The 19,616-nt window shown below is 69.5% G+C and carries 19 protein-coding genes; 12 read left to right on the forward strand and 7 right to left on the reverse strand.

Going from position 1 to position 19,616, the window contains the following annotated elements:
• Positions 1 to 158 precede the first annotated feature (158 nt).
• Positions 159 to 2,042 carry a nif-specific transcriptional activator NifA gene (gene nifA, locus ABVN73_RS02985; RefSeq protein WP_353858862.1) on the reverse strand — a complete coding sequence of 628 codons (1,884 nt, stop codon included), beginning with the start codon at positions 2,040 to 2,042 and terminating at the stop codon, positions 159 to 161.
• Between the two features lie 367 nt (positions 2,043 to 2,409).
• Between nifA and ABVN73_RS02990 the strand changes: the two genes are divergently transcribed.
• Genes ABVN73_RS02990 through ABVN73_RS03000 form a run of 3 tightly spaced genes read left to right on the forward strand, consistent with a single transcriptional unit; the run spans position 2,410 to position 4,942 of the window.
• On the forward strand, positions 2,410 to 3,060 hold the full coding sequence (locus ABVN73_RS02990) for a TetR/AcrR family transcriptional regulator (protein WP_353858863.1): 651 nt from the start codon (positions 2,410 to 2,412) through the stop codon (positions 3,058 to 3,060).
• On the forward strand, positions 3,057 to 4,004 hold the full coding sequence (locus ABVN73_RS02995) for an HlyD family efflux transporter periplasmic adaptor subunit (protein WP_353858864.1): 948 nt from the start codon (positions 3,057 to 3,059) through the stop codon (positions 4,002 to 4,004). The genes ABVN73_RS02990 and ABVN73_RS02995 overlap by 4 nt, the downstream gene beginning before the upstream one ends.
• Positions 4,001 to 4,942, forward strand: coding sequence for an ABC transporter ATP-binding protein (locus ABVN73_RS03000; RefSeq protein WP_353858865.1), 942 nt, complete (start codon positions 4,001 to 4,003; stop codon positions 4,940 to 4,942). The genes ABVN73_RS02995 and ABVN73_RS03000 overlap by 4 nt, the downstream gene beginning before the upstream one ends.
• A 71-nt stretch (positions 4,943 to 5,013) precedes the next feature.
• Here the strand turns inward: ABVN73_RS03000 and ABVN73_RS03005 are convergent, their stop codons facing one another.
• Positions 5,014 to 5,382 carry a hypothetical protein gene (locus ABVN73_RS03005; protein WP_353858866.1) on the reverse strand — a complete coding sequence of 123 codons (369 nt, stop codon included), beginning with the start codon at positions 5,380 to 5,382 and terminating at the stop codon, positions 5,014 to 5,016.
• Positions 5,383 to 5,528: 146 nt separating this feature from the next.
• Here ABVN73_RS03005 and ABVN73_RS03010 point away from each other — a divergent pair, with 146 nt between their 5' ends.
• The 4 genes from ABVN73_RS03010 to ykgO all read left to right on the forward strand — a co-directional run bounded on the left by ABVN73_RS03010 (position 5,529) and on the right by ykgO (position 9,085).
• The gene (locus tag ABVN73_RS03010) at positions 5,529 to 6,659 is read left to right on the forward strand and encodes an ABC transporter permease (protein ID WP_353858867.1); all 1,131 of its coding nucleotides are present in this window, start codon (positions 5,529 to 5,531) and stop codon (positions 6,657 to 6,659) included.
• A 214-nt stretch (positions 6,660 to 6,873) separates the two neighbouring features.
• On the forward strand, positions 6,874 to 7,770 hold the full coding sequence (gene mepA / locus ABVN73_RS03015) for a penicillin-insensitive murein endopeptidase (protein ID WP_353858868.1): 897 nt from the start codon (positions 6,874 to 6,876) through the stop codon (positions 7,768 to 7,770).
• A gap of 103 nt (positions 7,771 to 7,873) precedes the next feature.
• Complete coding sequence (locus ABVN73_RS03020; protein WP_353858869.1) at positions 7,874 to 8,839, forward strand: methyltransferase domain-containing protein; 966 nt, start codon at positions 7,874 to 7,876, stop codon at positions 8,837 to 8,839.
• Between the two features lie 120 nt (positions 8,840 to 8,959).
• Entirely contained in the window at positions 8,960 to 9,085 is a 126-nt protein-coding gene (ykgO, locus tag ABVN73_RS03025; protein ID WP_012973122.1) for a type B 50S ribosomal protein L36, read from the forward strand.
• Positions 9,086 to 9,194: 109 nt separating this feature from the next.
• Here the strand turns inward: ykgO and ABVN73_RS03030 are convergent, their stop codons facing one another.
• The gene (locus ABVN73_RS03030; RefSeq protein ID WP_353858870.1) at positions 9,195 to 9,455 is read right to left on the reverse strand and encodes a tail fiber protein; all 261 of its coding nucleotides are present in this window, start codon (positions 9,453 to 9,455) and stop codon (positions 9,195 to 9,197) included.
• Between the two features lie 257 nt (positions 9,456 to 9,712).
• On the opposite strand from ABVN73_RS03030, the gene ABVN73_RS03035 reads away from it, so the two are divergent.
• From ABVN73_RS03035 to pcsA, 4 genes are all read left to right on the forward strand, one after another.
• Entirely contained in the window at positions 9,713 to 11,200 is a 1,488-nt protein-coding gene (locus tag ABVN73_RS03035; protein WP_353858871.1) for an FAD-linked oxidase C-terminal domain-containing protein, read from the forward strand.
• 24 nt (positions 11,201 to 11,224) lie between these two features.
• A complete protein-coding gene (glcE, locus tag ABVN73_RS03040) occupies positions 11,225 to 12,484 on the forward strand; it encodes a glycolate oxidase subunit GlcE (RefSeq protein ID WP_353858872.1) in 1,260 nt (419 codons plus the stop codon).
• A 7-nt stretch (positions 12,485 to 12,491) separates the two neighbouring features.
• Positions 12,492 to 13,838, forward strand: coding sequence for a glycolate oxidase subunit GlcF (gene glcF / locus ABVN73_RS03045; RefSeq protein WP_353858873.1), 1,347 nt, complete (start codon positions 12,492 to 12,494; stop codon positions 13,836 to 13,838).
• A 79-nt stretch (positions 13,839 to 13,917) separates the two neighbouring features.
• Positions 13,918 to 14,667 carry a phosphatidylcholine synthase gene (gene pcsA / locus ABVN73_RS03050; protein WP_353858874.1) on the forward strand — a complete coding sequence of 250 codons (750 nt, stop codon included), beginning with the start codon at positions 13,918 to 13,920 and terminating at the stop codon, positions 14,665 to 14,667.
• A gap of 6 nt (positions 14,668 to 14,673) precedes the next feature.
• Here the strand turns inward: pcsA and ABVN73_RS03055 are convergent, their stop codons facing one another.
• The 3 genes from ABVN73_RS03055 to ABVN73_RS03065 form a co-directional block, all read right to left on the reverse strand.
• Complete coding sequence (locus ABVN73_RS03055) at positions 14,674 to 14,949, reverse strand: hypothetical protein (protein WP_014239820.1); 276 nt, start codon at positions 14,947 to 14,949, stop codon at positions 14,674 to 14,676.
• Between the two features lie 59 nt (positions 14,950 to 15,008).
• Positions 15,009 to 15,734 (reverse strand): endonuclease NucS domain-containing protein, encoded by a 726-nt coding sequence (locus ABVN73_RS03060; RefSeq protein WP_353858875.1) that lies wholly within the window; start codon positions 15,732 to 15,734, stop codon positions 15,009 to 15,011.
• A gap of 74 nt (positions 15,735 to 15,808) precedes the next feature.
• Entirely contained in the window at positions 15,809 to 17,608 is a 1,800-nt protein-coding gene (locus tag ABVN73_RS03065) for an acyl-CoA dehydrogenase (RefSeq protein ID WP_353858876.1), read from the reverse strand.
• Positions 17,609 to 17,860: 252 nt separating this feature from the next.
• On the opposite strand from ABVN73_RS03065, the gene ABVN73_RS03070 reads away from it, so the two are divergent.
• On the forward strand, positions 17,861 to 18,886 hold the full coding sequence (locus tag ABVN73_RS03070; RefSeq protein WP_353858877.1) for a hypothetical protein: 1,026 nt from the start codon (positions 17,861 to 17,863) through the stop codon (positions 18,884 to 18,886).
• Positions 18,887 to 18,902: 16 nt separating this feature from the next.
• Here ABVN73_RS03070 and ABVN73_RS03075 read toward each other — a convergent pair whose 3' ends face one another.
• Positions 18,903 to 19,568 carry a hypothetical protein gene (locus ABVN73_RS03075; protein WP_353858878.1) on the reverse strand — a complete coding sequence of 222 codons (666 nt, stop codon included), beginning with the start codon at positions 19,566 to 19,568 and terminating at the stop codon, positions 18,903 to 18,905.
• Positions 19,569 to 19,616: the final 48 nt, after the last annotated feature.

Raw genomic sequence — 19,616 nt, forward strand, 5'->3', positions numbered from 1 at the left:
GGAATGAGAATCCCGGACGCCGCGGACGGTTATCGAAAGTTGAGAAAATGATCGATCAACGCACGCGGCGACCATGTGACCGTTGGTCTCACGGCGGCCGGTTTGGCCCCCAGCTATCGAGAGGCCGTCATCAAGGGCGATGGCGGAGGCCCCGGTCGTCAGAAGCGCTTGATCTCGATGTTGTACTTGCGCAGGGCGTAGCTGACCTGACGGGTGGTCATGCCGAGCAGGCGCGCGGCCTTGGCCTGCACCCAGCCGGTGCGCTCCATCGCCCAGAGCAATCGGTCGCGCAGCGATCCCGACTCCGGCTCGTCCAGTGGGACCTCGGCGGCGGACGGCGGAGCGGCGGCGGAAGCCGTCGAGGATGTTGGAGCCGGGACGGCGGGGGCGTTCGGCTCGGGCAGGGGCAGCGGGATCAGGGGAACCGGAGCCACCGGCTGGGCGGCGCCGCAGACCGGCGACGGGCCGGCGGAGCAGCCCGACGCGCAGGCTGGCCACGCGCCGCCGCCGGCACCCGCCGGTTCCGGCACCGGGGCTGGCATCGCCGAGGCCTTCGGCGCGCTGGCCGGTGCCGGGACGCCGGGGCGTCCGGGGGGAGCGCGGTTGATCGCCCCAGGCCCCATGGACGGGGCGAGCCCGCCGACCGACGCGCCCAGCGTGCGGTACTGGAACAGGACCGAGGAGTTGCAGAGGTTCAGGCTGCAGGACAGGGACTCGGTGCGGATGATGCCGTCGCGCGACTGGGTGGCCGCGCGCTCGATGCAGTTCTCCAGCTCGCGCACGTTGCCGGGCCAGGTGCAGCGGTTCAGCACCTCCAGCGCCTCGTCCTCCATGACGAGGGTCATGCCGTTGTCCTTGGCGAACTTCGCCACGAAATGGCGGGCCAGCGGGCCGATGTCCTGGCGGCGTTCGCGCAGCGGCGGCAGGTGGATGGTCACCACGTTGATGCGGAAATACAGGTCGGCGCGGAACTTGCCGTGGCCGACCGCCTCCTCCAGGTTCAGGTTGGTGGCGCAGATCAGCCGGACGTCGGTCTTGATGGTCTTGGACCCGCCGACCCGCTCGAACTCCTGCTCCTGCAGCACGCGAAGCAGCTTGGCCTGGAAGTTGGGCGAGATGTCGCCGATCTCGTCGAGGAACAGCGTGCCGCCCGACGCCAGCTCGAACCGGCCCTTGTGGTCCTTCTGCGCGCCGGTGAAGGCGCCCTTTTCATGGCCGAACAGCTCCGATTCCAGGAGCGATTCCGGCAGGGCGGCGCAGTTCACGCGGATGAAGGGCGCGTCCTTGCGCGGCGACATGTTGTGGATGGCCCGCGCGATCAGCTCCTTGCCGGTGCCGCTCTCGCCGCGGATCAGCACGGTGGACTTGAAGGGCGCCACCCGGTGGACCTGGGCCATCACCTCCAGCATGTTGGGGCTGGTGCAGACCACGTCGTTGATCGGGGCGGCGACCGGCCGCAGCTCCTTCTGCATGCGGAAGGTCTCCCGCATCATGAAGCGGCGCTCCTCGGCCACGGTGCGGTGCAGCCGCACGGTCTGGCCGATCAGGTTGGCGACCATGGTCAGGAAGCGCACGTCGCTGCCGAAATGGCCCTGCGGCCCCTCGTCGGAGATGCGGTCGATGGTCAGCACGCCGACGACCACCCCCGCCGCCTTGATCGGCACGCCGACCAGCGAGGCCACCTGCTCGTCCAGGTCCTCGCGCCCGCCGGTGCGGTTCAGGAACAGCGGTTCCTCCGCCAGGTTCGGGACGACGGCGGGCATGCCGGTCTTCAGGATGCGGCCGGTGATGCCTTCCCCGTCGCGGAATTCGATCTGGGCCGCGGCCTCGTTCGACAGGCCGTTCGCGGCCACGAGACGCAGCACGTTGTCCTCGCCGACCAGATAGACGCGCCCGCGGTGCATCTGCAGCTGGTAGGCCAGCGCGCGAAGCACCTCGCGCAATGTCTGCTGGAGGTCGAGAGAGGAACCGAGGACCTTGCTGACCTCATAAATGGTCAGCAGCTCCAGGTTCGACGTGGACTGGCGCATTGCACCCGGCATGATCGACACCCCCTGCTCAACCGGGATTCCGGACGCCGCGCACCGGCGCGCTCGTCGCATTGATCCCGGTACGGCGCCTTGAACCGTTCCTCCCGGGGTGGGGTGTGCGCTCGTTGCTGATCGGCGCCTTTGACCACCGGTGCGCCCGCCGCGCGTGCTTCCGTGACAAGCCGTTCGCGCTGCGGACTGTCGAAAGTTTCGGAAACTCTCGGACGAAAGGCAAGCCCTTTTGCATATCAGTTGCTGCGGCGCACAATGACTTATGGCTGCGGCAGAACGGCGCAACCCTTAGGAAAACTGGAAATTCTTCCGGCGATCCGTTAGTAACTGACCGGTCAGTAATATTTTCTCCACCCTGGAGAACGGCATGCCGGAGGAAGATCCCGCCGTTCCGCGCTGGCGCCGCCGGAAGGAGGCGCGCCCCCGGGAGATCGTCGACGCGGCCCTGACCGTCTTCGGCGAGCGCGGCTTCGCGGCGGCCCGGCTGGAGGACGTCGCGGCGCAGGCCGGGGTCAGCAAGGGCACGCTCTACCTCTACTTCCCGAACAAGGAGGAGCTGTTCAAGGCGGTGGTCCGCGAGGCCATCCTGCCCAATCTGGACATGGCCGAGCGTCTGCTGGCCGGGGCTCAGGGGCCGAGCTTCGCCGTTCTGGAAACGCTGCTGACCCTCTTCGCGACGCGCATCCTGAAATCCCGCGCCGGCGCCATCCCCAAGCTGATCATCGCCGAGGCCGGCAACTTCCCCGACCTCGCCCGCTTCTATTACGACGAGGTGATCCGCCGCGCCTTCGCCCTGCTGGCGGCGGTGCTGGAGCGCGGCATGGCGCGCGGCGAGTTCCGCCCGGTGGACGTCGATTCGACCGTCCGGCTGATCGTCGCGCCGATGCTGATGAGCGCGTTGTGGCGTTCCTCCTTCGAGGCGCTGGAGGGCCGCCCGCCTGACGTGGCGGCGCTGCTGGCCGCCCATCTCGACGCGCTGCGCCGGACGCTCGCCCCGGAGGGAGGGCCGCCGTCATGAGCTGGATCGCCGAAACGCTGGCGGTGGCCTTGTCGGTTCTCGGGCTGGGTGGTGGGGACGCCGTGCCGCTGGCCCACGGCTACGCCGAAGGGGAATATCTGCGCATCGCCGCCCCGGTGGCCGGGACGCTCGACACGCTGGCGGTGACGCGCGGCGGGCGGGTGGAGGCGGGCGCGCCCCTCTTCGCCCTCGACCGCACCGGCGCGCGGGCGGAGCGCGACCGGCTGGCCGCCGCGCTCGCGCAGGCGCTGGCGCAGCTTGCCGACCTGCGGACCGGCCGCCGCCCCGACGAGCTGGCGGTGGTCGCCGCCCAGCGCGCGCAGGCCGAGGCGGCGCTGCGCTACTCCGAAGCGGAACTGGCGCGGCAGCAAACACTGGTGGCGCGCAAGGTCAGCTCCGACGATCGGCTGGACGCCGCCCGCGCCACCCGCGACCGCGACCGCGCGCGGCTGGAGGAGCTGACCGCGCAACTGGCCGTCTCCAACCTGCCGGCCCGTCCCGACCAGATCCGCGCCGCCGAGGACGCCGTCGCCCAGGCCGAGGCGGCGCTGGCCCAGGCGGACAAGCGGCTCGCCGAACTGGCCCCGCCGGCGCCCGAGGCGGCGCTGGTCGAGGACACGCTGTTCAACCCCGGCGAATGGGTGCCGGCGGGCGCCCCGGTGGTCTCGCTTCTGCCGCCGTCGAAGCGGAAGCTGGTTTTCTTCGTCCCGGAGCCGCTGATGGCCCGCGTCCGTCCGGGCGACCGGGTGACGGTGCGCTGCGACGGCTGCCCGCCCGGCCTGTCGGCGCGGGTGACCTATGTGGCGCCGCGGGTGGAATACACCCCGCCGGTCATCTACAGCGTCGGCAGCCGCGAGAAGCTGGTCTTCCGCGTGGAGGCGCGGTTGGAGGATGGCGCGGCGCTGAACCCCGGCCTGCCGGTGGACGTGGAACTGCCGCGATGACCGGGGAACCCGCCATTGACGTGCGCGGTCTGGTCAAGCGCTTCGGCGCCAAGACGGTGGTGGACGGCTTCTCCATCCGGGTGGCGCGCGGGCAGATCTACGGCTTCCTGGGGCCGAACGGGTCGGGCAAGACGACGACCATCCGCATGCTCTGCGGGCTGCTGACCCCCGACGCCGGGGAGGGGACCTGCCTCGGGCTCGACATCCGCCGCGAGAGCGCCGCGATCAAGCGGCAGGTCGGCTACATGACCCAGAAGTTCAGCTTCTGGGAGGATCTCAGCATCGCCGAGAATCTGGATTTCGTCGCCCGGATGTACGGGCTGCCGGAGCGGCGGCAGAAGGTCGCCGCGGCGCTGGAGCGGCTGGGGCTGGGCAACCGGCGGGCGCAATTGGCCGGCGAGCTGTCCGGCGGCTGGAAGCAGCGTCTGGCGTTGGCCGCCTGCATCCTGCACGAGCCGAAGCTGCTGCTGCTCGACGAGCCGACCGCCGGGGTGGACCCCAAGGCGCGGCGGGAGTTCTGGGACGAGATCCACCGGCTGGCCGGCGACGGGCTGACCGTGCTGGTCAGCACCCATTACATGGACGAGGCGGAGCGCTGCCACGCCATCGCCTACCTCGCCTACGGTCGGCTGATGACCCAGGGCAGCGTGGAGGAGGTGATCGCCAACTCGGGGCTGGTGACCTACGAGGTCGGCGCGCGGGGAACGGACGGGCCGGACCTCGGGTCCGTCGCGGCGGCGCTGCGCGACCGTCCGGGGGTCGAGATGGTCGCCGCCTTCGGCGCGCGGCTGCATGTCAGCGGCGGCGACGGCGCGGCGCTGGAGGCGGCGCTGCGTCCCTGGTCCGGCGACTCGGGCCTGTCGGTGCGGCGGACGGAGCCGACGCTGGAAGACGTCTTCATTCACCTGATGAACCGCAGCACGGACAATTTCGCATGACCGCACCGGGGATCGGAAAGATTGGGCCGTCCCCGCGCCGATGCGAACGCCGGGGCGGGGACGGTGCGCGGTCATTCGATCGACGCGGAGGTCACCCCGGTGTTCTTGTTCCAGCGCAGCGTCAGCTTGGAGATCTTGCAGAGGTTCAGGTTCTGCCAGACCGCCGACTCGCCGTCGTCGTAGATGACCTTCATGTCCCACTTGCAGGTCTTCTCAGCCTTGTCGAAGCTCAGTTCGAACTCTTCACCATCGTCGAGAACGTCACGGCCGAGGATGTCTTCATCCCACTTCTCGTTGGCGGACTCGCTGACGTAGATGTGCTTCAGCGCGTAGCCCGTCTGGTTCGCGATGGTGAAATCCTGCTGCCCGGCCAGGGCGGCGCCATGAAACAGGAACAGGGCGGCGACGGCGGCGGCGCCCTTGGCAAGAATAGAGGTCATGGTATGTGTCCCGCATACGAGTTAATCCGTTTGGACGATGCTTGAGGCAATTTCGATATGTCAACGGGACTCAAGTTGCATGATGCGGCATTGAAGTAAAAAGTTGTGTTTCATCCTTGAAACGCACGGACGGTGAGGCTTTCGTGATGCGCTTTTCCTTCGCGCGCTTCGTCGCGGTGATGGTGAAGGAATTCATCCAGATGCGGCGCGACCGGTTGACCTTCGCCATGATGGTGGGGGTGCCGGTGCTCCAGCTCGTGCTGTTCGGCTTCGCCATCAACTCCGACCCCAAGAGCCTGCCGACCGCCGTCCACGTCGCCGACTCCAGTCCCTTCGCGCGGACGCTGGTGTCGGCCATGGCCAATTCCGGCTATTTCGACGTGACGCGCGGCGCCGACAGCCCGGCGGAGCTGGACCGCCTGCTGGCGGAAGGGCGGGTGCAGTTCGCCGTCACCATCCCCGCCGGCTTCGCCCGCGACCTGCAGCGGGGCGAGCGGCCCGTGCTGCTGGTCGAGGCCGACGCGACCGACCCGGCGGCGACCAGCAACGCGCTGGCCGCCCTGTCCACCCTGGCGCGGCAGGCGCTGGACCCCGACCTGACCGGGCCGCTGGCCCAACGGCGCGCCACCCCCGACCCGGTCGAGCTGCGGGTCCACCGCCGCTACAACCCGGAGGGGATCACCCAGTACAACGTGGTGCCCGGCCTGATGGGGGTCGTCCTGACCATGACCATGGTGATGATGACCGCGCTGGCCGTCACCCGCGAGCGGGAGCGCGGGACGATGGAGAACCTGCTGGCGATGCCGGTCCGCCCGTTCGAGGTGATGCTGGGCAAGATCGTGCCCTTCATCCTGGTCGGCTACATCCAGGTCGTCATCATCGTCCTGGCCGCCCGGCTGCTGTTCGGCGTGCCCATCGTCGGCAGCCTGGCCCTGCTGTCGGCCGTGCTGGTGCTGTTCATCGCCGCCAATCTGGCGGTGGGCTTCACCTTCTCCACCGTGGCGAAGAACCAGCTCCAGGCGATGCAGATGTCCTTCTTCTTCTTCCTGCCGTCGATGCTGCTGTCCGGCTTCATGTTCCCCTTCCGCGGCATGCCCGGCTGGGCGCAGGCGGTGGGGGAGGTTCTGCCGCTGACCCATTTCCTGCGCATCGTCCGCGGCATTCTCCTGAAGGGCAACGGCCCGGCGGAAATCGCGGAGGAGGTGGCGGCGCTGCTGGTTTTCCTGGTCGCGGTTACGGTCGTCGCGCTGAAGCGCTACCGGCAGACCTTGGACTGAGCAGTAAACGAGGACCGGACGGCGCCCGTCATCATCGGCGCCCGGCGTCGGCGCCAAGTCGAAACCGGTTGTGACATGAGCGTGAGCCTCACCTTTCGTTAAGGAACATTGGCTCTAATCTTTCCCGATTGGCGGTCCGTGGGGGAAGATGATGGGGCGCTTGGCGATTGGCCCGACGATCGGGATTCTTGCGGCGGCCTTGGTCACAGCCGGTTTGGTCGCCGCTGCTCTCGCCGGCCCCGCCGAGGCCGGATCGCACAAGAAAAAGAAGCACGCGCCGCCGGCCCCCAACTCCATCGCCTGGAGTCAGGTGAGCGGCCCCGCCCTGGGGCCGGCACAGTCCATCGGCGGCTACGCCGCGGGCTGCGTCACCGGCGCGCAGGCCCTGCCGGCGGAGGGCACCGGCTATCAGGTGATCCGCCTGTCGCGCCAGCGCTTCTACGGCCATCCCGAACTGATCGATTATCTGAAGGGCTTCGGGCGGAAGGTCGCGGCGGCCGGGCTGGGGACCGCGCTGATCGGCGACATGGGGCAGGCGCGCGGCGGCCCGATGAGCTTCGGCCACGCCAGCCACCAGATCGGGCTGGACGCCGACGTCTGGTTGCGGCTCGACCACCCGCCGATGGGGCGCAACGCTCGGGAAAGCCTGTCCGAGATCAAGTACGTCGATTACGGGCGCGTCCGCGTCACCGAGGACTGGTCGGAGCGGCAGGCCCAGCTCGTCCGCATCGCCGCCAGCGATCCTCGGGTGACCCGCATCTTCGTCAACCCGGCGATCAAGCTCGCCATGTGCCGCCATCCCTGGCCGGACCGCGCCTTCCTGCGCAAGCTGCGCCCCTGGCACGGCCATGACGGGCACATGCACGTCCGGCTGGGCTGCCCGGCGGGAAGCCCGCAATGCGAGGACCAGCGCGACATTCCCGACGGCGACGGCTGCGGCGACGAGGTCGCGTCCTGGCTCGGCTCCGTCTACCCGGTGGTGGAGCGGCACAATGGCAAGCCGCAGCCGCGCTACGTCAGCATGCCGCCCGCCTGCACCGTGGTGCTGCGCGCCGCCGGGACGCGGGTCGCCGCCATGGACGATTCGCACGCGGAGAAGGCGTTACGGTAATGTGACGCAGGATTTTGCGCTTGCACGAACGGATCACCCGGATACTGTGAAAGTCGGAATGAATTCGTCCGGCGGTCCAGGCAATGGGGCAGGCGCGAAGGCGATGAGCGATAAGGGCGGACACGATCAAGCGGGGGCTCCCCGCATCACGCTCAAGACCCGCCTTCACGCCTGGTGGGAGGGGTACGACCTCTCCGGCCTGAAGGGCCGGGGCGGGGAGGACGATGGCAAGCCGCCGCCCGCCGCCGCCGCGTCCCAGCCCGCCCCCCGGGGCCATGGTCCCGGCGTGAACCGCTGGGGAAAGCCGCTGTGGAGCGCCACGCGGATCGAGGTGGCGGAGAAGCTGTGGGGCGAGGGCTTCAACACGCCCGGCGGCCACGACCACATTCCCTATCTGGTGAAGCCGCTGGGACTCAACCCGGCGATGAGCGTGCTGGACCTGTCCGCCGGGCTGGGCGGGACCAGCCGCACCATGGCGAGCAAGTACGGCTGCTGGGTCACCGGGCTGGAGGCGTCGGAGCTTCTGGCGAAGGAGGGGATGATCCGCTCCTTCAAGGAAGGGCTGGAGAAGAAGGCCCCGGTCGAAACCTACGACCCGGAGAACTTCAGCTATTCCAAGCGCGTGGACGCCATCGTCTACAAGGAGGGGATGTTCTCCGTCCAGGGCAAGGACCAGCTGTTCGACGGGATGGAGCTGGCTTTGAAGCCGCGCGGCCATCTGTTGATGACCGACTACGTGATCGACCCGGCGCTGGCCGGGGCCAAGGCCGTCCAGGTTTGGTGCGACAAGGAGCCGATGCAGCCGCATTTGTGGTCCAAGGACCAGATGGCCGCCGCCTTCGCCCAGCGGAACCTGGACCTGCGAATCGCCGAGGACATCACCGACACCCATCGCGCCCTGATCGTCAGCGCCATCCAGGGGCTGGTCGAGCATCTGGAGCGCCATCATCTGGATCACGAGACCAAGCTCGCGGTGATGGACGAGGTCGAACTGTGGGTCCGCCGCGTGTCCGCCATCGAGGCGGGCATGAAGGTCTGCCGTTTCTACGCGCTGAAACCGGCGGAGTAGCGTCGAAACGGCCGTGTCCGGCGGGAAACGCAACCGCCACGGGGGCCGTTGACAGCGGGGGTGCGCCGCACTATGGTGCGCGCCTTCGATCGAGCCGCCGACCGACCAGGATGAAGAATTATGAAGATCGTTAACTCTCTGAAGTCGATGAAGACGCGCCACAAGGCCTGCCGCGTGATCCGCCGCAAGGGCCGCGTCTACGTCATCAACAAGCAGAACCCGCGCTTCAAGGCCCGCCAGGGCTGAGACCGGCGGCCGGGTCCGCCCGGCCGACGCGTGTTGTGCTGTTGAACGCGACGCCGCGCCGTTCCCCTGGGACGGCGCGGCGTCGCGTTTTGGCGTGTCCGGATGCCGGTCAGTCCTGCAGGCGCGGGAAGACGCCGCCGGTGGCAATGAAGTAATGCAGGCCGGGCGCGGGCGACTCCAGCGTCGGCAAGGCGAAGTCCTTCCGCCCATCGCCGCCATAGGTCGTGCCGAGCAGCGTGAAGAGCGCGATGAAATCGTTGACCGACAGCAGGCGCCCGTCCGCCGGCAACCACCCGAGAGGCAGCCGGGCGTAGGAGAACAGGCGGATCTCGCCGATGTAGACATCAATCTCGGGATTGCCGGGGTGCATTCGCGTGTCTCCGTTCCGTGGCATTCGCAAGGCGTGGCCGGCGAGCCGGGGCGGCGCGCCGTGGTTCCCTTTTTATCGTCTGCCGTAAAAATGGCAATCCGGACATCGTCCTTCCGTCAAGGTTGAAGGGGGAAACCTGCGGGGGCAGGGCCGAACGCACGCGGGGGCTGGCATCGCCCCTCGTCCGATGTTACCTGTGGAAGGGAACGCCGCGGGAACAATCCGGGCGACGGAACCTGGGGGAGGAACGGCCGGCCATGCGGATGCCCGCGCCCGACGACGGCGTCATCGCGCGCCGCCGCGAGATCATCGCAGCGCTGCGGGCCATCGTGCCCGGCGAGGGCGTGATCGCCGACGAAAGCGAACTGCGCGCCTATGAATGCGACGGGCTGACCGCCTACCGCCAGCTTCCCATGGTCGTGGTGCTCCCCAGCACGGTGGAGCAGGTCAGCCGGGTGCTCCGGACCTGCAAGGACATGGGGGTGAAGGTGGTGCCCCGCGGCGCCGGAACCTCCCTGTCCGGCGGCGCCCTGCCGCTGGCCGACGGCGTGCTGCTGGGGATGGGCAAGTTCAACCGCATCCTCGACATCGACGTCGCCAACCGCTGCGTGGTGACCCAGCCGGGGGTGACCAACCTCGGCATCTCCAACGCGGTGGCGCATGAGGGCTTCTATTACGCGCCCGACCCGTCCAGCCAGATCGCCTGCACCATCGGCGGCAACATCGCCGAGAATTCCGGCGGGGTGCATTGCCTGAAATACGGGCTGACCACCAACAACGTGCTGGGTCTGGAGATGGTGCTGATGGACGGCACCGTCCTGCGGCTGGGCGGCAAGCATCTCGACGCCGGCGGCTACGACCTGATGGGCGTCGTCACCGGCTCCGAGGGGCTGCTGGGGGTGGTGACCGAGGTCACGGTGCGCATCCTCAGGAAGCCGGCGACCGCCCGCGCCGTGCTGATCGGCTTCCCGACCAGCGAGCAGGGCGGCGACTGCGTGGCGGCCATCATCGCCGCGGGAATCATCCCCGGCGGCATGGAGATGATGGACAGGCCGGCCATCCACGCGGCGGAGGATTTCGTCCATGCCGGCTACCCGCTGGACGTCGAGGCCCTGCTGATCGTCGAGCTGGACGGCCCGGCGGCGGAGGTCGACCACCTGATCGAGCAGGTGGCGGAGATCGCGCGGTCCAAGGGCTGCTGCTACTCGCGCGTCTCGACCTCGGAGGAGGAGCGGCTGTCCTTCTGGGCCGGGCGCAAGGCGGCCTTCCCGGCGGTGGGGCGCATCAGCCCCGACTACTACTGCATGGACGGCACCATCCCGCGCAAGGCGCTGCCCCTGGTGCTGCACCGCATGCAGGAGATGTCCGACCGCTACGCCCTGCGGGTCGCCAACGTCTTCCACGCCGGCGACGGCAACCTGCATCCGCTGATCCTCTACGACGCCAACAAGCCGGGCGAACTGGAGCGGGCGGAGGCCTTCGGCAACGACATCCTGCGCCTGTGCGTCGAGGTCGGCGGCGTGCTGACCGGCGAGCACGGCGTGGGGGTGGAGAAGCGCGACCTGATGACCGACCAGTTCGACGAGGTCGATCTCGACCAGCAGCAGCGCATCAAATGCGCCTTCGACCCCGACGGGCTGCTGAACCCCGGAAAGGTCTTCCCCAAGCTGCACCGCTGCGCCGAGCTTGGCCGCGTCCACATCCACAAGGGGGAGCTGCGCTTCCCCGACATTCCCCGATTCTGAGCCCCCGATCCTGAGGCCACCCGCATGACCGTGACCACCATCAAGCCCGACTCGGCGGGCCAGGCCGCCGACGCGGTGCGCTGGGCCTTATCGGAGGGGACGCCGCTGGACGTCGCCGGTTCCGGGTCCAAGCGCGGCCTCGGGCGCCCGATCCAGACCGCCTGCACGCTCGACCTCTCCGGCCTGTCCGGGGTCGTCGCCTACGAGGCGGAGGAACTGGTGCTGACCGCCCGGGCCGGCACGCCGATGGCCGAAATCCTGCCGATGCTGGCGGAGCGGCGGCAGCAGCTCGCCTTCGAACCGCAGGACCTCGGGGCGCTGTTCGGGCAGCCGGAGCGGCAGGGGACGCTGGGCGGGGTGATATCCTGCGGGCTGGCCGGGCCGCGGCGCATCAGCGCCGGCTCCGCCCGCGACCACACGCTGGGCATCGAAGGGGTGAACGGGCGCGGCGACCTCTACAAGGGCGGCGGCAAGGTGGTGAAGAACGTCACCGGCTACGACGTGCCCAAGCTGATGGCCGGCTCCTTCGGCACGCTGACCGTCCTGACGGAGCTGACGGTGAAGGTGCTGCCGGCGCCGGAGGATGTCCGGACTCTGCTGCTGGCCGGGCGCGAGGACGCCGGGGCTGTCGCGGTGCTGACCGCGGCGCTGCAGAGCCCCTACGACGTGTCCGGCGCCGCCCATCTGCCGGCCGCGGTGGCGGCGCGGTCCCAGTTGCGGGTGGTCGCCGGAGCGGGCGGGGCGGTCACGCTGGTGCGGGTGGAGGGCTTCGGCCCGTCGGTCACCGCCCGCGTCGCCGCGCTGAAGGAGGAGCTTGGCGCCGACGCCGTGCTGGACCGGGACGAGTCGCGGGCGCTGTGGAAGGAGGTTCGGGACGTGGCGTATTTTGGCCCCTCCCCTGCGTCAGCGGGTGAGGGCCGGGGTGGTGGCGACGACTCCCGCCACTCCTCCCGCCACGTCTGGAAAATCTCCGTCCAGCCCTCCGAAGGGCCGCGCGTGGCGGAGTCGATCCGCTGGGCGCTGGACGCCGAGCTGTACTTCGACTGGGGCGGCGGGCTGATCTGGGCGGCGGTGGCGCCGACACCCGACGCCGCGACGGCGATCCGCGGCGCCTTGGGCAGCGCCGGCCACGCGACGCTGGTGCGCGCGCCCGAGGATGTGCGGATCACGGCGGAGGTGTTCCACCCGTTGCCCGACCCGGTGATGGCGCTGAGCCGCCGGGTGAAGGAGAGCTTCGACCCCTGCGGCATCCTGAACCCCGGCCGCATGTACGCGGGAGTGTAAGGCATCCATGCAGACCAACTTCACGCTCACCCAGCTCGCCAACGCCGACTACCGGGACTCGGAAGCGATCCTGCGCAAGTGCGTCCATTGCGGCTTCTGCACGGCGACCTGCCCGACCTACGTGCTGCTGGGCGACGAGCTGGACAGCCCGCGCGGCCGCATCTACCAGATCAAGGACATGCTGGAGAAGGGCGGGCCGCCCACCGAGCATCAGGTGAAGCACATCGACCGCTGCCTCTCCTGCCTGTCCTGCATGACGACCTGCCCGTCGGGCGTCAACTACATGCATCTGGTCGATCACGCCCGCGCCCATGTCGAGGCGACCCACGCCCGCCCGCCGGCCGACCGCGCCATCCGCGACCTGCTGGCCCGCGTGCTGCCCAACCCGCGGCTGTTCCGGCTGGCCCTGCTCGCCGCCTGGTTCGGCAAGCCTTTCGCCGGGCTTCTGCCGGGACGGCTGGGCGCGCTGCTGGCGCTGGCGCCGAAGTCGGTGCCGGGGCCGAGCCACAGCGACCGGCCGGGCAGCCATCCGGCGGTCGGGCCGCGCCGCAAGCGCGCCGCGCTGCTCGTCGGCTGCGCCCAGCAGGTGCTGGCGCCGCAGATCAACGAGGCGACCATCCGCCTGCTAAACCGCCACGGGGTCGAGGTGGTGGTGGCTAAGGGCGCCGACTGCTGCGGCGCCCTGACCCATCACATGGGCAAGACGGACCTCAGCGACGCCGCGGCGAAGAAGACCATCGACGCCTGGATCGCCGAGATGGACGGGGAGGGGCTGGACGCCATCATTGTCAACACCTCGGGCTGCGGCACCACGGTGAAGGACTATGCCTTCCAGTTCCGCGAGGACGCGGAATACGCGCCCAAGGCGCTGCGCGTGGCGGCCATCGCCCGCGACGTGACGGAGTTCCTGGCGGAGATCGGCCTGTCCGCTCCCGTGATCGAGACCGGGCAGGCCATCGCCTACCATTCCGCCTGCTCCATGCAGCACGGCCAGCGCATCAAGGACCCGCCGCGCCATCTGCTGCGCGGCGCCGGTTTCCAGGTGAAGGAGGTCCCGGAGGCGCACATCTGCTGCGGCTCGGCCGGCACCTACAACATGCTCCAGCCGGAGATCGCCGTGCAGCTGCGCGACCGCAAGGTCCGCAACATCGAGAGCACGGGGGCCGCCGCCATCGCCGCCGGCAACCTCGGCTGCATCACCCAGATCGCCACCGGGACCGGGCTGCCCGTCGTCCACACGGTCGAACTGCTGGACTGGGCGACCGGCGGTCCGAAGCCGGAGGCGCTGAGGGACAGCCCGGCCTTCGCCGGTCCGGACCGCTCGCCGGGCGCGGCGGCGCGCGCGGCGGAGTAGGCCCACCGGCCCCTCCGCCCCGCCCACCGACCCCCTTGGACTTTTCGCGGCGTATGGCTAGGTTGGCGCCAACGGGACGATGAGGCGCTCAGTGGACAGCGGGTTCAAGGACGACAGCGACGGCGGTTACGGGATCGGGCGGCGGCTGTCGGCCTGGGGGGTGCACGCCTTCACGGGCAGCGGCGTCGTGCTGGGGCTGCTGGCCCTGCTCGCCGCGGTCAACGGCGAAGCCAAGGCGTGCCTGGGCTGGCTGGGGCTGGCGCTGGTGGTCGACGGGGTGGACGGCACGCTGGCCCGCCGGGCCTCGGTGAAGGAGGTGCTGCCGGGCATCGACGGGTCGGCGCTCGACCTCGTGATCGACTATCTGACCTACGTCGTCGTCCCGGCGGTCTTCCTGTACCGCTTCGGCCTGCTGCCCGACGGCTTCGGCGTGGCGCTGGCCGCCTTCATCATGATGACCTCGCTCTACTGCTTTTCGAACACCGGGATGAAGAGCGGCGACAACTACTTCGTCGGCTTCCCGGCGATCTGGAACGTGGTCGCGCTCTATCTGTGGATTCTGGCGCTCGATCCGTGGATCAACACCGCGGTGGTGCTGGTCCTCGGCCTGCTGACCTTCACGACGGTGAAGTTCCTGCACCCCTTCCGGGTGCGCCGCTGGATGCGCCTGAATCTTCTGGTCAGCGGGGCGTGGCTGGCCTCCAGCGCGGCGTTGGTGGTCCTCTATCCGGACCGTCCCGACGCCGTCTGGTACGTCTGGCTGGCCAGCAGCGCCTATTACGCGGCGATCTGCGCGTGGCGGACGCTGCGCGGGCCGGCTGCGGCTTAGGCCGAATTACGGCTTCTCGGGAGCGGTCTCCCGGTTGATGTCGTCCTTGGCGTCGCGGGCCTTCTGCTGGATGGCCGCGCCGGCGTCCTGCATCATCCGGCCGGCCTCGGCGCCGATGCCCTTGGCGGCCTCGCCCACGCGCTCCGCGGTCTGGTCCACCGCCCGCCCGATCTCCTGGCCGGTCTTCTCCGCCGACTGCTGGTCGTCGCAGGCGGCCAGCAGCGGCAGGGCCAGGAGCGGAAGGGCAAGGACGGCGGTGCGAATCCCGTTACGACGAGCCATGGAATGGTCTCCACAATTGATCCATGGAGGCGTAACGGCTCACGGAGGCGTTTGGTGCCTTAAAGGCTGCCGTCGGCAAAGGAAAAGCGGACGCCGTAGCGCCGCAGCGAGAGATTCGGCACCATCCGTGCCGCCGCCTTGGCCTTGGCGTCGAAGTCGGAAGCGACCAGGATGCCACGGATGTCCCGTCCCTCCTCCTCCTCGGCGATGTCGCCCATGTAGCTGAGGATTTGGGCCACGGCCCGCTGTCCGGCGGTTCCGGTCTTCAGTTCGATGACGACCACGCGCCCTTGGGCATCGCGTGCGGTGATGTCAATGAAGCCGGACGGAACCGACCGTTCCGCACCCTCGTCGATCACCGTCATTCCGGCTTCGAGCTGACCGATTTCCAGGCGCAGCGCGGCCTGCAGATCGCGTTCCAGCCCGATGCGTTGCCCGAGATCCTCGTCCGCAATCGCCACCGTCATTCCCTCCGCCGCAACATCGGCCAGCGCATCGGCGGTGTCGCGGAACCGGCGGTAGCGCTCGATGGCGCCGCGGTACGAGGCGAGGTTGGCCCGGATGTCGCCTTCGATGGGAATCTTGCTCGGGTTGGGCCGGTTGAGCCGCGCATCGTCCGTCGAATAGCGCAACTGCTGGAGAAGCGACGCCATCCGGTCGCGGACGTAATGCTCGTCGACATCGCCGTAATGCTCTTCTACGCGCGCTATGCGGTATATCTGCGCGGTGACCGTTCCGGCCCCGTATTTCTGCCGCTCCAGCCAAGCCCGGTATCCGGTCTGCATCGAACACTCCACGTTTGCGGCGGTGAAGCCCCGTCCATCCGGAAGACGGACGGGGCTTCACCGGGCTGTTGACGTCAGAACTGGTCCTCGCTCAGCGCCATGACCGTGCGGTGCGCGGTCAGGATCGGCAGCAGCAGGCCCGGCCCCTGGGCCAGGATCTGCTCGGCGTAGAAGCGGGCGGTGACCAGCTTGGCCTCCAGGAAGGGGGCGTTGGCGCCGGGCTGGCGCAGCCCCTCCAGGGCCTTGGCGGCGGAGCGGGCGAGCATCCAGCCGCCGGCCACCGTGCCCCACAGCTTCAGATAGTTCACCGCCCCCGCGGCCGCGGCGCGCAGGTCGCCGTCGGCCTGGGTCTTGACCACCCAGGCCACCGCCTGCTCCAGCGCGTCCAGGCCGGCGGACAGGTTGGTGCGGATCGCCTCCATGTCGTCGCCGGGGATGCTCTCCAACTCCGCCACCGTGGCGCGCATCTCGGCAATGAAGGTCCGGGCCGACTCGCCGCCGTCGCGGCCGGTCTTGCGGAAGGTCAGGTCGTTGGCGTGGATGCCGTTGGTGCCCTCGTAGATCGGGGTGATGCGGGCGTCGCGGTAATGCTGGGCGGCGCCGGTCTCCTCGATGAAGCCCATGCCCCCGTGGATCTGCACGCCGGTGGAGGCGACGTCGCAGCCGATGTCGGTGCTCCACGCCTTCACGACGGGGGTCAGGATGTCCACGCGGGCGGTGGCGGCGGCGCGCACCGCGGCGTCCTCGTGGTGGCGGGACACGTCGAGCTGGGTGCCCGCGTAGAGCGCCAGCGCGCGGGCGGCCTCCGTCTTGGCGCGCATGTCCAGCAGCATCCGGCGCACGTCCGGGTGGCGGATGATGGCGACGCCGGAGCCCTTCGGGTCGGCCAGATCCTTGCTCTGCACGCGGCCCTTGGCGTAGTCGCGGGCCTGCTGGTAGGCGCGCTCGGCGATCGCCACGCCCTGGATGCCGACGCCCAGGCGGGCGTTGTTCATCATGGTGAACATGTATTCGATGCCGCGGTTCTCCTGGCCGACCAGGAAGCCGACGGCGCCGCCGTTGTCGCCGAAGGCCATGACCGCGGTGGGGCTGGCCATGATGCCCAGCTTGTGCTCCAGGCTGGCGCAGCGCAGGTCGTTGCGCTCGCCCGGCGTGCCGTCCTCGTTCGGCAGGAACTTCGGCACGATGAACAGGCTGATGCCCTTGATGCCCGGGGGCGCGTCGGGCAGGCGGGCCAGCACCAGATGGACGATGTTGTCCGTCAGGTCATGCTCGCCGTAGGTGATGAAGATCTTCTGGCCGGTGATGCGGTAGGTCCCGTCGTCGGCCCGAACCGCGCGGGTGCGCACGGCGGCGAGGTCGGAGCCCGCCTGCGGCTCCGTCAGGTTCATGGTGCCGTTCCACTCGCCGGCGATCATCTTCGGCAGGTAGAGCGCCTTCTGCTCGGCGCTGGCGTGCTCGGTCAGCAGGTCGACGGCGCCCTGGGTCAGCAGCGGGCACAGGCCGAAGGACAGGTTGGCCGCCTGCCACATCTCGTTCACCGCGAAGGCCACGGTCCAGGGCAGGCCCTGCCCGCCATACTCCGGCTCGAAGGGCAGGCTGTTCCAGCCGCTCTCGATGAACTGGCTGTAGGCGTCCTTCCAGCCGGTCGGCGTGCGGACCACGCCGTTCTCCAGCACCGAGCCCTCCTTGTCGCCGACCCGGTTCAGCGGGGCGAGGACGCCGGAGGCGAACTTGCCGGCTTCCTCCAGCACGGCGTCCACCAGATCGGGAGCCGCCGAATCGCAGTTCGGAAGCGCGGCGACCGTTTCGAGGCCGACCACCTCGTTGAGGACAAAGCGGAGGTCATCGACCGGAGCGGTGTAGGGAATCATGGATGGAACGGCCTCCCGTGACCCGATTGTGCGTGCGTTTCTGCGTGCCCGATTGCGCGTGAACACGCCTTGGGCGGTTTACGTGCGCGTCACCATACCGTACCGAATGGTGCATGGCGAGCCTCACCGTCGGACAGGAATATTGGCATCTGGGTTGCGGCGCGAACAGCGCGGCTGCGACGCAGGAGGAACTGCCCGACTTGGCATCCCGGTTGCAAGAGTGGGGCAGCACCGCTCACAGGGGTTCCTCCCATGACCATCGCCTCCGCCCTTGCCCGTCAGGCCGAATCCGCCGTCCAGGCCGCGAAAATCAGCCGCGGGCCGGAGAACGTCGAGGCGGCGGTCCGCAACGCCAGCGCCAAGACCGGGGTCGATTTTTCCTACCTCATGGAAAAAGCTGCCGTGGAGAGCGGCTACCGGACGGACGTGAAGTCCTCTTCCTCCTCGGCGACCGGGCTCTATCAATTCATCGACAGCACGTGGCTGGCGACGATGCGCGACCATGGGGCGGACCACGGCTACGCCAAGTACGCCAACGCGATCCAGACGCGCGGCGACGGGCGCCCCTACGTCACCGATCCCGACCTGAAGCGCGAAATCCTGGACCTGCGCAAGGACCCCAACGCCTCGGCCCTGATGGCCGCGGAATACACCCGCGACAACAAGGAGTATCTGGAGGACACGGTCAAAGGAGGGAAGGTCGGCTCCACCGAACTCTACATGGCGCATTTCCTGGGGGCGGGCGGGGCCTCGAAGTTCCTCAACGCCATGCAGGACAACCCCAACCGCGCCGCCAAGGAGCTGTTCCCCGACGCGGCCTCGGCCAACAAGGCGGTGTTCTTCGACAAGGACACCGGCCGGGCCAAGTCGCTGAAGGACATCTACGACCGCTTCGCGACGAAGTTCGCGGAGACGCCCAACGCCGACTTCGCGCCGGCCCAGACCGCCATCGACCGGGTGCGCCGCCAGGACATGCCGGACGGCTTCACCACCCAGGTTCCCAGCATGCCGCAGAAGGCGCTGAACGGCACGCCGCTGTCGATCTACCATGTGCTGGCCCTGAACGCGCTGGAGACGCCGGACGAGGTGGACAGCATCTCCGGCAAGCCCGCCCGTGGCCGCCGTCCGGACGGCGAGGACAAGGACAACCGCCGCATGCGCGACCAGCCGGTCCGCACGGATCAGAACGAGCACACGGGGCTGGGCCTCGGGCTTGGCCTGTCCAAGGTGGTCGGGCAGGGAACCGGGACGGCGGACACGACGACGAAGGCGGCCTGACCGGCTGACCGCGGGGCTACAGGTCCTTGAGGCAGTCGCGGGCGTCCGCCGCGATGGCCGCGAACACTTGGCGGTCGCCGGGCAGCAGCGCGTCGGCGGTCAGCCGGCGGTGCGGCTCGAACCGCAGGCCCGCCCGGTGCGCCGCCGCGGCGCTTCCCCAGAAGGCCGACGGCCGATGGCTCAGGCCCGCCGCATGGCGCGGTTCGCGCAGCCGCACCTCCCGCAGCACGTTGGTCAGGTCGAAATCGATGAGGAGCCGCCGTCCGCCGGAACCCGTCAGGCGAATCCAGGCGTGGAAGGGGAAGGACTCCGTCTCCTGCCGCCGCTGCGCCGGATCGGGCGGACGGACATCGGCCGCCGCCGCCGGGTAGCCGAGCCAGCGGGCCCGGCCGTGGGGCTCGGACTTGCGGAACGCCACGCGGCCCAGCGCGACCTCGGCCCGCCCGTGGCCCAAGGACTCCAAAAGCATCGCCCCGGCGAAGGCGTAATACTGGCAGCCGCCCAGCCGGTGGGTGTGGACCAGGTCGCGGTGAAGCGGGTGGGCGGTCACGGCGTCATGCACCGCCCGCCGGATGCGCTCCTGCTCCGGCGGCAGGGCGCCCGTGGTAGACGCGCCCTGCACCGGCGTCGTCTCGGCCTCGCCCAGCATCAGGCGCATCCACGCCGACATCGCGAGAAGCATCGCCGCCTCCGTTCCGCGGTTACCGACCGACTCCTACGAACAGGCCGG

It is taken from the genome of Azospirillum formosense, from assembly GCF_040500525.1.
Classification (GTDB): domain Bacteria; phylum Pseudomonadota; class Alphaproteobacteria; order Azospirillales; family Azospirillaceae; genus Azospirillum; species Azospirillum formosense_A.